Genomic DNA, 12,693 nt, shown 5'->3' with positions numbered 1-12,693 from the left:
GCCCTGGGTCTTGCGGGAGCGCTGCCGCGCGCCAGCCGTGTTGAAGTGGAGGCGCCGCCGGCAAGGCTGGCGGCGCCTGATCCGGCGTCAGGCCGCCGCCTCGCGCAGCGCGGGTTGCGACCTGTCACGTAACAGGAACACCGACGCGGCGGCGACCAGGCACAATATGCCGGCGATGTAGAAGGCCGGCAGATAGCTCTGCAGCAAGGTGCGCGACAGGCCGCCGCCCCAGGCCGCCGCAGCGGAGCCGATCTGGTGGCCGGCGAACGCCCAGCCGAAGATCAGCGGCGCCTTTTCGGCCCCGAAATACTGGCCCGCCAGCTTCACGGTCGGCGGCACGGTGGCGACCCAGTCGAGGCCATAGAACACCGCAAACAGCGACAGCCCGTAGAAGGTGAAGGTGCTCTGCGGCAGCCACAGCAAGGACAGGCCGCGCAGGCCGTAATACCAGAATAGCAGGCTACGGTTATTGTAACGATCCGACAGATAGCCCGACAGGATGGTGCCGACGAAGTCGAAGGCGCCCATCATGGCCAGCGTCGAGGCGGCGTCGACCCGCGACATGCCAAAATCGCTGCACAATGAGATGAAATGCGTCTGCACGAGACCCGCCGTGCTCAGGCCGCAAATGAAAAACGTGCCGAACAGCACCCAGAACGGCAGGCTGGTCAGCCCCTCGCGCAGAATGGAGAAGGCGCGCATCACCGCCGTGAGCACATTGCCGGTGCGGGCTGGCGGCGGCGTCAGCTGCTCGCCGGGGGCGAGGCGTGGCGCGCCGAACGGCCGCTGGCCGACGTCAAACGGGCGATCCTGCATGAACAGCAGCACAAGCACGGCCGCCACACCCAGCGAGACCATGGTCGGGGCCAGAGCGATGCGCCAGCCATAGGCCTCGACCAGCCAGGCGGCGAGCGGCAGGAAGCAGAGCTGGCCGGTGGCCACCGCCGCCGTCAGCAGGCCGAGCACAAGGCCGCGCCGCTCATCAAACCAGCGGCTCGCCACGGTTGCGCCCAGCACCATGGCCGTCAGCCCGGTGCCGAAGCCGACGACGAAGCCCCACAGCAGCACGAATTCCCAGAGCTGGGTGGCGTAAACGCCCAGCGCCATGCCGCCGATGACCAGCGCCAGCGCCGTGACGATGATGTTGCGGACGCCATAGCGCTCCATGAAAGCCGCGGCGAAGGGCGCCATCAGGCCAAACAGCAGCAGGCGGATGGCGAACACGGCCGACATATCCGCCGTGTTCCAGCCGAACTCTTCAATGATTGGGCCAATGAACACCCCGCCAAGCCCTACCGTGCCGGCGATGCTCAAGGAGGCGAAGAAGGTGATGGCGACCACGACCCAGCCATAGTGCACGCCGCGTCGGTCCAGGGTCGCCGCCAGGGATTTGGCCAGCATGCTATGCTCCATTCTGCGGCCGGCCATGGCTGCGCCGCCTTCGCAGATAATGTCGGCTGCCTTCGCCTCACCCGCTCTGGCCCCGATTGCGCCAGGCGGCGGCCGCCCTCGACATGGCCATCATCACGCTTTATGATGACAGCCATCATCAATTAATGATGACAAGCGTCATTAAACGTCAAGGGGCGCAGCGCGATTTTTGCGCCGCTTGCCGTAGCGCTCGCCTTGGCGCTTGTGCACCACGCCGCAGATTATGTGTATCCCGGCTGGACGTTGGCGCACGCGAAATCTCAGGCAATTGCCTGGCCAAAGACCAGGCGCCGGTCATCGCCACGCAATCGGAGGAGAAGCCTTTGGTGCGCATAAGCAAGGAAAAGGTCGAGGCCAACAGGGCCGAGGTGGTGGCGCAGGCCTCGCGGCTGTTTCGCCAGCGCGGCCTCGATGGCCCCAGCGTCGCCGAACTGATGCGCGCCGCGGGCCTCACCCATGGCGGCTTTTACAATCACTTCGCCTCCAAGGCCGATTTGCAGGCCAGCGCGCTGATCCACAATTTCGACGTGGCCACCGCCCGCCTCGCGCCTATCGCCGCTGAGGCAGGTGCGACGGCGCGGGCGGACGCCCTCAGGGCCTACATCCAGCGCTATCTTTCGCCGACCTCACGCGACGCCGACGCCGCCGGCTGCCCGATGGTCGCCTTTGGCGCCGACGTCTCACGCGAAGAGGCGGAGGTGCGGGCCGCCTATGCGGCGGGGCTGGAGCGCTATCTGACGATGTTGGCGCAAATCGTCGCTGGCGACGCCCCCGCCGCAACGCCTTGTTCAGAAACGCCTGGCTCAGAATTTCCTGGCCTGCAAGCCGCTGGCCTGGAAACTCCTGGTTTGGAAATTTGGGCGCCCGCGTCGGCGCCGACAGGTGAAGGCGGGCGTGACGCCGAGGCTGCGGCGCAGGGAACGCGCGCCCGGGCCATCGCCTTGCTGGCGACGCTGGTCGGCGGTCTGTCGCTGGCCCGCAGCATCGCCGGCATTAACCCGCAATTGTCGGATGAATTGCTGGCGACGACCCGGGCGCAGGCCCTGGCGCTCACCACCGCGCTGACTGGGACGGAGGCAGGCGAGCTGTCACCGTCGACCTGACGGATTGAGGGTTTCGTGAGCACAGACAGCGCGGTGATCACGCAGCCCTCCTGCCCCGCGCCTTCCGTATACCGCCCACGCCGCTCATACCAGGCCGTGACGATGCTGACGCATTCGCGACCTGCAGGGTGCATGCGCCGCCCAAGGCCTGACCAGCGCCCGGAGCGCATGCGCATCGGGCGCCGGCATCAGACGCCGGTGGCCGGCGATGCAGGCGTCGCAGCCTCTGTGGCGGTGGGCGCCGGCGCAGCGGCAGGCGTGGCTACAGGCGCAGTTGCGGCCTGGGCGGTGGGCGCCTGGGCAGCCGGCGCCGGGGGCGCCCCCCTCGCCTCGCCGCCGACGCCGGGCGGACCAGCCACCATCATCGGCTTCGGCACGGCGACGATGCCATTTTCGCGGAAGGCCTTCTGTACTTCCAGATAGACGCGCTTGCGGATGCCGAACTGCTTGCCGGCCCGCGCCATATATTTGCCGCGCACCAGCAAGGTGCCGTCCTCGACGTTGAAAATGCCCTGGCTCTTGAACGTCTGCAGCAGATCGTCCTTAAAGCCTGGATCCTCGGCCAGTGCAGCGCCAATCTGCTTGAACAGCTTGCGCACCTTCTCGACGTCGGTGTCGAACGCCACGCGGAACACCAATTTGTCGATCACCCAGTCGCGGCTGTAGTTCTGGATTTTGCCGATCTGGCCATAGGGAATGGTGGCCACGGCGCCGCGCGGATGGCGCAGGGACACCGAGCGGATCGAGATGCGCTCGACCGTGCCTTTCGCCCCTGAGGTTTCGATGTATTCGCCCATGCGGAAGGCATCGTCGATCAGGAAGAACAGGCCCGAGACGATGTCCTTGACCAGGGTCTGCGAGCCAAAGCTGATGGCGAGGCCGAAGACGCTGAGGCCGGTGATGATCGGCCAGACATTCATGCCCAGCAGCAGCAGGATGGTCAGCAAGGCGATGAGCAGGATCACCGTGCGCGCCGTGCCCGCCAGCAGCGGGAATAGCGTCTCCAGCCGCGAGTGCGGCTTGTGCACGATCTCATCGTCATGCGGGACGGCGCCACGGGCCTTGCGCTGCGACAGGCGCTCAAAGCCGATATCGGTGAGGTTCCACGCCCAGGCGGAGACCAGCGCCACCAGCGCCAGCGACAGGGTGCGCCATTCGCTGTCATCGCTGCGCACGCCCAGCGCCGACAGCGCCGGATAGGCCCATTGCGATCCCAGCGCCAGCAGCGTCACAAGGATGAACGCCGGACGACTGGTGCGATAGATCGCGGCGCGCGGGATACTGGCGCAGGCCTCCTCGCGCGCCCGCGACCAGGCCGACAGCGTGGAATCGATATGCGGCGCCAAAAGCAACAGCAGCAGCGTCAGCATCATCGGCAGCCCAGGCAGCGGCTGGTTGATGGTGATGGCGATCTGCAGCGCCGCAAAGGTGCCAAGGGCGGCGACGATGGCCAGATAGGGCCAGGATGCGGCGAAGCGCAGCCGCCGCACGGTGCGCGGCGGCGGGCCAGCCACCGCCGCCGTCACCGGCTGGCGGTAGATCAGATAAGCGGCGACGAAGAGCGCAGTGACCGGCGCGCTGATCACCAGGGTCGAGAACAGATCCACCAGGCCGCGGCTCGCGCCCAGTTCGCGAATGGTCGAGATGATGGCGAGGCCAGCGATCGCCCACATGAACGACAGGCTGATCATCTCGCGGAACACCCGCAACTGGCTGCGCGCCCGGGCTGGCGCCCAACCCGCCGTCAAGATCTGCCCGAGGATATGGCGGCAGCTGAAGGCGATGATGGAGGCGCACCCCCACAGGATCACCAGACGCCGGGTCGGCACGTCACTGGTGACAATGCGGCTGGCGATGACCACCAGCACGCCCGCAAGCAGGATGGCCAGCGCTCCACGCAGCACAGGTCCAAGGGGGATGCCGCGATGCGCCATAAACCGCCGCATGGCGACGAGCGCCAGCGCCCCGCCAATCACCGCCGCCAGCGCATAAAGCATGATCACCCCCGCGCTGCGGCCCTGGGCCTCCATGCCGCCGACAAAGGCGGCCCAGTCGGCGGGCGCAGCGCCGATATTGGCGATGCGTCGCGCCAGGCCCTCATGAAACACCTGCGCGAACTGGTTGATCCAGTGCGACAGCGCGCTAACGCCGCCCTCCAACTCCCCGGATGCTTGATGCTGGGCCAAACTGTGTGCTCCTGGCGGTGACGGCGACATGGCGCTTTTTGCGGCGCAGTCCCAGTATTTGCAGGATGCGGTGGGGCGTATGCAAGAACCACAGAGAGCGGCTGCGAATAGACCCGCCGCGTCAGCGTTCGCGGCGCAGCCCACGGCGCGGTTCAAGCACTATTTCACAAGTGAATTTGAGCGCTCGTATCAGACTGTTACCAGCGAGGCGCCTGCGCGCGCCCCCGCCTGCACCCCGCGCAGGGCGTCGCCGAGGGTGCAGCCAGTCCGGCGTCACGGGCGCCGTTCCAATGGAAAAATCGGCCTGCTGGCCGGCGCGCGCCTTGATTCGCCGCCATGCATGGGCCGCGCAGGCTCGGGCCGGCCTCTCGCCGCAAGTCGCCAACTGGGAACAGGGTTGCCGGTTGACCACATGCCATGCTCATCCTTCAGGAGCCGATTCGGCTTTTGCCTGACCATGCTGAAGCGGCAGGAGCCCGCTCGGGGCGCCCCCTGGGCCTGCGCCCCGTCTCCCTGCGAACAGAAAGGACCCTGGCTGGCATGGCGATCAATGAGGCGTTGCGCGAGCTCGTGCAGTTCAGAACCCAATGGCCGTGGCTGGACGCGGCGCTGTTCGTAAGCGGGCTCGTGCTGCTGGCGCTGATCATCAATTTCATCGTCAAACGCCTGCTGCTGCGGGGCTTCGACAGGCTGATCGACCGCACGCCATGGGGGCGCGACCCTGAACTGCGCCGCCATGGCGTGGTGGAGCGGCTGGCCATGGCGGCGCCGGCCATCGTCATCGCCTCGGGCATCGGCCTGACGCCGCACGTGCCGGAAGCCTTCGTCACCGTGGTGCGCAACGTCGCCAATGCGGTGATCATTCTGGCCGTGGCCATCGCCATTTCGTCGGCGCTCAACGCGCTCGACGTCTTGTATCACCGACGCCCCGAGGCGCGACTGAAGCCGCTGAAGGGCTATTTCCAGATCTTCAAGATCGCGATCTATGTCATCGCGGCGCTGCTGATGATCGCCACGGTGATCGACCGCTCGCCAGTCATCCTGCTGTCCGGCCTTAGCGCCATGGCCGCCGTCCTGATCCTGGTGTTTCAGGACACCTTGCTGTCGCTGGTCGCCGGCATCCAGATTTCCTCCACCGACATGGTGCGGGTCGGCGACTGGATCGAGGTGCCAGGCGAGGGCGCCGACGGCGACGTGACCGAGATCGCGCTGCACACCGTCAAGGTGCAGAATTTCGACCGCACCATCACCACGGTGCCGATCCGCAAGCTGGTCTCCGGCGCCTTCCGCAATTATCGCGGCATGCGCGAGGCCGGCGGCCGGCGCATCAAGCGATCCATCTTCATTGACCAGACCAGCATCGGCTTTCTCTCCGACGAGGAGGTGGCGCGACTGGCGGGCTTCGCCCTGCTGTCCGACTATCTGGCGCGCAAACGTCAGGATATCGATGCGTGGAACGCCAGCCTCGGAGATGGCGGCAAAATGCCGGCCAACCGACGGCGTATGACCAATATCGGCGCCTTCCGCGCCTATGTGGAAGCCTACATGCGGGCTAATGGGCGCGTGCGGCAGGACATGGCCCTGATGGCGCGCCAGATGCCGCCGGGACCGGAAGGGTTGCCGCTGGAGGTGTATTGCTTCGCCAACACCGTGGTGTGGACGGAATATGAGGCGGTGCAGTCGGACCTGTTCGACCATCTGCTGGCGATCGTGCCGGAATTTGGCCTGCGGGTGTTCCAGAACCCATCCGGCGGCGATGTGCGCGCGCTGGCACGGCGCGCCGCCGCCTGATCAGATGGCGTCAGCAGGCCGGCGACGACACAGCAGCATGAGCAGAAACCCGAGGCCGATGCCGGCCGCAGAGGCTGGCGCAGCGAGCGCCCTCGACACCAGCGACGCGACCGCGCCGCCGCCCCACGCGCTGCTCCATTCCCCCACCAGCCGGACCAGCTGGGCCGAAGCGCCTGGGGCGATGCCGTCCAGCACGCCTGAGAGCGGCACGAGCCGCCACTGGTCATTGGCCAGATAAAACGTCATGTCGACGACGAGCGCGACGAAGCCGCCGACCACCGCAACAAAGCCCAGAAATCGCAGTATCGCCCGCATCCGTCCGCCTGCTCCTGTCGCGCGCAATCACAGGGCCTGAGCTTTTCGGGATCGCGGATGCGTCAGCATCCTTGCGACCCGTTAGGGCTGGTCGCGCGCGACCAGCCCGCCGCCATGGCTGCGCGGCGACAGGATGGCGTTTTGCCGCCAGCATGGCTACATCCTCCCCTGGACAGGGTAAACGCCATGGCGCGGGGCGCTGATGGCTGGCGGCTGCAGCGCGCCCCCGCCTTGAGCGGCTGGCGCGGCGGCGACGCCTGATGGAGAAACGGGAAGCATGGCCTGGTCGCCGCAGCAGGAAGACGCGCTGAACGCCGTGGCGCGCTGGCTGAAGAAGGGTTCGCCACAGGTGTTCCGGCTGTTTGGCTATGCCGGCACCGGCAAGACCACGCTGGCGCGCCATATCGCCGAGGGCGTAGATGGCGACGTGATGTTCGGCGCCTTCACCGGCAAGGCGGCGCTGGTGATGCGCTCCAAGGGTTGCGTCGACGCCACCACCATTCACAGCATGATTTACCGGGCGCGCGCGGTGGATGAAGAGGCGCCGACCTTCGTCATCAATCCCAATGGCGCGGCGTCCAAGGCCAGCCTGATCATCATCGATGAGTGCTCGATGGTGGATGACGAGCTGGGGCGCGATCTTGAATCCTTCGACGCGCCGATCCTGGTCCTGGGTGATCCGGCGCAATTGCCGCCGGTGAAGGGCGGCGGTTATTTCACCGCCGACGAGCCTGATGTGATGCTCACCGAGGTGCATCGCCAGGCCACCGACGATCCCATCGTGCGCCTGTCGATGATCGCCCGCGAAGGCGGCCGCATCGCGCCCGGCGATTATGGCGCAACCCGCGTGATCTCGCGCCGCGAGATCGACGCCGACGCCATCCTCGCCGCCGACCAGGTGCTGGTGGGCATGAACCGGACGCGCAAGCTGTACAACGGCCGCATCCGCGAATTGCTGGGGTTTCGCGACCCGATGCCGGGGGTCGGCGAGAAGCTGGTGTGCCTGCGCAACGACCGCGTCAAGGGCCTGCTCAATGGCGGCGTGTTCCGCGTGCGCAGCGCCCGCGGCCTGTCGAAGGGCCAGGTGAAACTGACGGTGCAGCCTGATGAAGATGTCGGCGGCCGCGCAGCGAAAGTTAGCGTGCTGAAGGAGTTCTTCGAGGGCGGTGAAGAGGCCCTGCCCTGGGAAATCCGCCGCCGCTCCGACGAATTTGACTATGGCTATGCGCTGACCGTGCACAAATCCCAGGGCTCGCAATGGGATAATGTGGTGCTGTTCGATGAGAGCTTCGCCTTCCGCGAACACCGCCACCGCTGGCTCTACACCGGCATCACCCGCGCCGCGAAACAGCTGACGCTGGTGGTGTAACCGCGCGCGCCGGGCCGCCCGCTTCGGCGGTCTTGCAGGCGCGGACAGGGCTGCAGCCAACGCGGCCCCTCCCACATCCAGGGGGCGCGCCGGGCAGTCCTCACCAGCCGCCTTGAAGGCGAAGATAGAACGTTGCCCGACGCCGCCCTCTTGCCGCCTAGGCCATCCTCGCGCAGCGAATGACCGCAGCGTCAATTGGGGCGGCGCACCGGCCTGACGCCGTCAAGCGACGCTGGCGGCTGACGGATGACGGCTGGCGGCTGGCAGCTGGCAGCTGGCAGCTGGCAGCTGGCAGCTGGCGGCGAGAGAAGCGTATCAAGATGCTTGTGGCGAGAGCCTTGTCCCAGCATAGCTTTTCCTGAGATCACTGGTTCTTCGACCGCTCGTTCCGGAAAAGCTTTTCCAGCCCACTTTGGGCAGGTACGCTCGTCCTTCCGCAGCGACAAGATCACCACAGACGGCCTGCCCGCAGATGGGAAAAGTCCCGGCGAGCGCCAGGCGCCACGTTCAGGCGCCCCTCGGTGGTGGACAGCCCGCCGTTCTGCCAGACGCCCCCTTGCACTGTGACCCACATCGGCTATACATCGCGCCCAGAACCCGGGTCGCCGCCCGTGCGCGCTATATCAGCGCCACCCTCCCACCGGAGCCGCAGCGCCCAGTTCTCGACTGGCCCATGCCAGTTGCGGAGGGGTGGCCGAGTGGTTGAAGGCGCACGCCTGGAAAGTGTGTATAGGGGCAACCCTATCGCGGGTTCGAATCCCGCTCCCTCCGCCATATGACCTTCCCAAGACATTCCTGACCGTCTCAGATCGACCCAAGAATCGTTGCAGTGCAACGAGTTGTATTCCCTCTGCGTCTCAGGCCGTCTAGCATCATCCCACCAGAACGCATGTTCGGCACTAGGGCCGAAACTGGGACCGGGAGAGAGGCATGGCGCGGGCCCTAAATAAGCTCACCGCACGCACCGTCGCGACGTTGAAAACGCCGGGCCGCCATAGTGATGGCGGCGGGCTCTATCTTTCCATCAGCCGTGACGGATCCAGACGGCGATGGGTCTTCCTGTTCAAGTTCGAGGGCCATCAGAAAGAGCTTGGCCTTGGTTCTGCAGCCGAAGTTTCGCTGGCCGAGGCAAGGGAGAGGCGGCGTCAAGCCCGGGCTTTGGTTGAGCAAGGGATCAACCCAATTAGGGCCCGTCAGGAAGAAACTAGGGCCGCAGCCCCATCGGGCCCCAGCTTTGGCGAGTACGCCACTGCCTATGTCGACCGGCACAGCTCTTCGTGGCGCAACGCCAAGCATATCGATCAATGGCGCAGCACACTGAGCATTCGCAAGGATGACCAAGGCGCGTGGATCGACGGCGGTTATTGCGAGGCGATACGTGACAAGCAACTCGCGGACATCACGCGCGAAGACATCGTGGCAATCCTCCAGCCGCATTGGCTGGAGAAGCATGAAACGATGAGCCGGCTGCGAGGTCGTATCGAAACCATTCTCGCTGCCGCTACCGCCGACCGGCACAGGTCGGGCGAAAACCCTGCTCACTTGCCGGGCCTGAAGCACTTGCTGCCTAAACCGCAGAAGATCGCAGCCGCCCGGCACTTCGCCGCCATGCCTTATGCTGACGTGCCGGCCTTCATCAAGCGCCTACGTCTGGTGAGGGGCATGGGCGCGTTGGCGCTGGAGTTCCTGATCCTGACGGCTGCAAGGTCCGGGGAAGTGCGCGGCGCGACATGGAGCGAGATCAGCCTCGCACACAAACTTTGGACCATCCCTGCTGCACGCATGAAAGCCGGCGCGGAGCACCAGGTGCCCCTGACCGATCGCGCCGTTGAGATCCTACGGTTGGTCAGCCAGCATCAGCCTGCAGGCGATGTCGAGGAGGCCCTTGTCTTCCCGGGCCAGAACAAGGGACGCCCCCTGAGCGATATGTCGCTCACGGCGGTGATGCGTCGGCACATTGATGGGGAGTTCACCGTCCACGGCTTCCGCAGCAGCTTCCGCGACTGGGCCGGTGACTGCACCCCCTTCCCGCGTGAGATCTGTGAAGCTGCCCTGGCCCACACAATCGGCAATGCCGTCGAACGCGCCTACCGACGCGGCTCTGCCCTCGAAAAACGTAGAGAGCTCATGGAAGCTTGGTCAAAGCATTGCGAGCTCTCCGAACCTGCTTGAGACTGGCCGCCCGACAACCTGGACAAACGTTGATGAAGAAGCTGCCGCGCGATCATTATGTTAATGAAAATCTAATCAAAGTATTGAAGAAGCACTTGGATGGATCGCCAGTCCTGTCGCCGCCACTTCGCTCTGCCCTGCTCAAAGAGCTAGCGAAGTGGCCGGACGAACTGCCATTCGTCAATCAGCACACTACCCGCCCAGACAAAGGCCGCCCCAAATCGTCGAAGCTCGTCCATTTCTTTGCCGTCGGACAATTTCGCTTGGCAGCGGCAGAGTATCTGCGATCACTTGAGGCAGAGTCAGAGCGTGGGACTTTTGACGCAAACGTATTATCGACGATCGAATGGGCAAAGAAAAAATTTCCCGATGTAACTATTAGTCGAGCCGAGTTAATTAAAGAATACAGTAGGCTAAAAAATGGAAAATACCCTGTAAAGCCGATGGAATTGCACGAATGCGATAATGATGAATTATCGGAACAATACGAGCAAAAAATAGATAACATGCTTATTAAATCTGAGAGCGATGAAGATAGGGCGTTCCGGAAACAGCAAACTAGACGAATGATGGCAAAGGCAAGAGCGACATCCGAAGCTGGCTGCCTAGCTAACATTATAGCTTCGCAGATCCATGCCACCTATTCAGGGCCTTCGAAGTCGACCTCGGACTATCAGCAGCAGGATCGTGAAATTTACGAAGAGTTTGCGCACGCCCTTCTGAGCCATCTCGCGCGCCTCCTGCTGACGGGTAGCTGATACAAGCGTCAAGCGAATTCCGGTCTCAGAAACATACCAACACCGTACTATTTTCAAGACCGTCGTTTTGATGACGCGGCCAGCGCTGTGCATAGTGTGTCCAACCATCTCAACACAGTTGGAGATGGTTTCATGTCCGCCTCAAACAATATCGCTACACCCTTTCGCGCCCTCCGCATCGGCGACGCTGTGCGCCTCACTGGCCTTGGCCGGTCCACGCTTTATCGAGCGATCGCCTCTCGCCGGCTTCGCTCGCTCAAGGTTGGTAAGTCCCGCCTGATCCTGCTCGCTGATCTGGAAGCATTCCTCGAGGAGGGTCGCGATGTCCGCTGACCCTACGCGCCCTAACAAAGCATCCACTGGTTACGGGATGGCCCTAGGCGAGGGCGCAGCCCATGCCGACCGGCCTCCGGCGTTCGACGGGGTCCGACGGATTGAAGAGAATCGCGACCTCCCCGCAATCGCAGAGCTGCGCGCCTACCGGCAGTGGGTGGCGTGGCGCTACAAGGAGGTCGAAACTCCCAAGGGCAAGAAGTTCACCAAACCGCCGGTCTGCCCGCTCAACGGGCGCGGCGCATCGCACAGCAACCCGGAAACGTGGGGCTCTTACGATCAGGCCCGCAACTATGCCGCGACCCGCAAGTTGCCGGGCGTGGGCTTTGTGCTGTCTGACGACGACGACTTCACCGGCATCGATCTGGACAACTGCCGCAACCCGGAAACCGGCGAGCTGGAGCCGTGGGTTCAGGAGATCATTGACTTCGGCGAGACGTATACGGAGGTCAGCCCGTCGGGCGCTGGCCTGCGCCTGATCGCGCGTGGCAAGGTCGAGGCTGCGATCAAGAGCGATCCGGCTGGCGTTGAGATTTACGGCAAGCAGCGGTATCTGACGATCACCGCCGACCACCTGCCGGGCTCGCCTACTGAGATCAACCCGGCTCCGAAGACGCTTGAAGCCCTGCGCGCCCGTGTCACCGAGGTGATGACGAAGATCGAGGCCGAGAAGCCTGTCAGCGACGTCCCGCCGATCAAGACCGCGCCGCCGGTGGCGGACATTTTCGGCCATATGGACAGGCCAAAGCTGGAGATGCCGCGCATCAGCCAGCGGACCCACATTGCCACCAACCAGACGAGCTATTTCCGAAACGTCAATGACCAAGCGCTCGAAAATCTCGACGCATGGTTCCCAGCCCTGTTTCCTACGGCTAAGCCGCAGCCGGGCACAGGCGGTTATCGCGTATCGTCAAGGGAGCTTGGTCGCAACCTTGAGGAAGACCTGTCGGCCATCCCTGGCAAACACGGCGGCATCAAGGACTTCGGCGTCCATGATCTGGGCGACCCAAGGCAAGGAAAGCGTACACCCATCGATCTGGTTATGGAGTGGGGGGACGCGCCGAATTCAGCGCAGGCGGCACTCTGGCTGTGCAACCAAATTGGTCTCGACCCCGGTGACCTGGGCTGGAGTGACGGCAATTCGGAGCACGCGAAGGAAGAGTTCAATCCTTCTTCTCCAGACGGCGACGCCCCCCAAGACATGGGCGGCTCAACTTCCAGCAGCGAACGCCATC

At 64.5% G+C, this 12,693-nt stretch carries 9 protein-coding genes, 1 tRNA gene and 1 pseudogene; 8 read left to right on the top strand and 3 right to left on the bottom strand.

The genetic code is table 11. The features are described 5' to 3' along the window. Positions 1-87 precede the first annotated feature (87 nt). Positions 88-1,401 carry an MFS transporter gene (locus tag AC6A67_RS08335; protein ID WP_498036086.1) on the bottom strand — a complete coding sequence of 438 codons (1,314 nt, stop codon included), beginning with the start codon at positions 1,399-1,401 and terminating at the stop codon, positions 88-90. Between the two features lie 356 nt (positions 1,402-1,757). Here AC6A67_RS08335 and AC6A67_RS08330 point away from each other — a divergent pair, with 356 nt between their 5' ends. After that, positions 1,758-2,534 (top strand): TetR/AcrR family transcriptional regulator, encoded by a 777-nt coding sequence (locus AC6A67_RS08330; RefSeq protein ID WP_498036156.1) that lies wholly within the window; start codon positions 1,758-1,760, stop codon positions 2,532-2,534. A 188-nt stretch (positions 2,535-2,722) separates the two neighbouring features. Here AC6A67_RS08330 and AC6A67_RS08325 read toward each other — a convergent pair whose 3' ends face one another. Further along, positions 2,723-4,720, bottom strand: a complete 1,998-nt coding sequence (locus tag AC6A67_RS08325; protein ID WP_498036085.1) for a mechanosensitive ion channel domain-containing protein — start codon at positions 4,718-4,720, stop codon at positions 2,723-2,725. Positions 4,721-5,260: 540 nt separating this feature from the next. Here AC6A67_RS08325 and AC6A67_RS08320 point away from each other — a divergent pair. Further along, positions 5,261-6,511 carry a mechanosensitive ion channel family protein gene (locus tag AC6A67_RS08320; protein WP_498036084.1) on the top strand — a complete coding sequence of 417 codons (1,251 nt, stop codon included), beginning with the start codon at positions 5,261-5,263 and terminating at the stop codon, positions 6,509-6,511. On the opposite strand, the gene AC6A67_RS08315 is transcribed toward AC6A67_RS08320, so the two are convergent. After that, entirely contained in the window at positions 6,512-6,826 is a 315-nt protein-coding gene (locus tag AC6A67_RS08315; protein WP_498036083.1) for a hypothetical protein, read from the bottom strand. Positions 6,827-7,103: 277 nt separating this feature from the next. Here AC6A67_RS08315 and AC6A67_RS08310 point away from each other — a divergent pair, with 277 nt between their 5' ends. The 6 genes and pseudogenes from AC6A67_RS08310 to AC6A67_RS08285 form a co-directional block, all read left to right on the top strand. Beyond that, positions 7,104-8,195, top strand: coding sequence for an ATP-dependent DNA helicase (locus tag AC6A67_RS08310; protein WP_498036082.1), 1,092 nt, complete (start codon positions 7,104-7,106; stop codon positions 8,193-8,195). 684 nt (positions 8,196-8,879) lie between these two features. After that, positions 8,880-8,969 (top strand) — tRNA-Ser (locus AC6A67_RS08305). 156 nt (positions 8,970-9,125) lie between these two features. Next, complete coding sequence (locus tag AC6A67_RS08300) at positions 9,126-10,367, top strand: tyrosine-type recombinase/integrase (protein ID WP_498036081.1); 1,242 nt, start codon at positions 9,126-9,128, stop codon at positions 10,365-10,367. 32 nt (positions 10,368-10,399) lie between these two features. Next, positions 10,400-11,125, top strand: a complete 726-nt coding sequence (locus AC6A67_RS08295) for a hypothetical protein (RefSeq protein ID WP_498036080.1) — start codon at positions 10,400-10,402, stop codon at positions 11,123-11,125. A gap of 132 nt (positions 11,126-11,257) precedes the next feature. Continuing rightward, positions 11,258-11,458, top strand: a complete 201-nt coding sequence (locus AC6A67_RS08290) for a helix-turn-helix domain-containing protein (RefSeq protein WP_498036079.1) — start codon at positions 11,258-11,260, stop codon at positions 11,456-11,458. Then, positions 11,448-12,693 (top strand): annotated as a pseudogene (locus AC6A67_RS08285) (hypothetical protein); the annotation flags it as partial. The gene AC6A67_RS08290 and the pseudogene AC6A67_RS08285, both read left to right, overlap by 11 nt.

The sequence above is a fragment of the Camelimonas sp. FR25 genome, assembly GCF_059740505.1.
The sequence above is the reverse complement of the archived record's forward strand: the minus strand, read 5'-3'. Positions and strand labels throughout refer to the sequence as shown.

What these genes read in the sequence shown, in the direction of transcription:
- AC6A67_RS08295 (WP_498036080.1), top strand. Translation starts at nt 10,400, where the DNA reads ATGAAGAAGCTGCCGCGCGATCATTATGTTAATGAAAATCTAATCAAA.
- AC6A67_RS08320 (WP_498036084.1), top strand. Translation starts at nt 5,261, where the DNA reads ATGGCGATCAATGAGGCGTTGCGCGAGCTCGTGCAGTTCAGAACCCAA.
- AC6A67_RS08315 (WP_498036083.1), bottom strand. Translation starts at nt 6,826, where the DNA reads ATGCGGGCGATACTGCGATTTCTGGGCTTTGTTGCGGTGGTCGGCGGC.
- AC6A67_RS08290 (WP_498036079.1), top strand. Translation starts at nt 11,258, where the DNA reads ATGTCCGCCTCAAACAATATCGCTACACCCTTTCGCGCCCTCCGCATC.
- AC6A67_RS08300 (WP_498036081.1), top strand. Translation starts at nt 9,126, where the DNA reads ATGGCGCGGGCCCTAAATAAGCTCACCGCACGCACCGTCGCGACGTTG.
- AC6A67_RS08335 (WP_498036086.1), bottom strand. Translation starts at nt 1,401, where the DNA reads ATGCTGGCCAAATCCCTGGCGGCGACCCTGGACCGACGCGGCGTGCAC.
- AC6A67_RS08310 (WP_498036082.1), top strand. Translation starts at nt 7,104, where the DNA reads ATGGCCTGGTCGCCGCAGCAGGAAGACGCGCTGAACGCCGTGGCGCGC.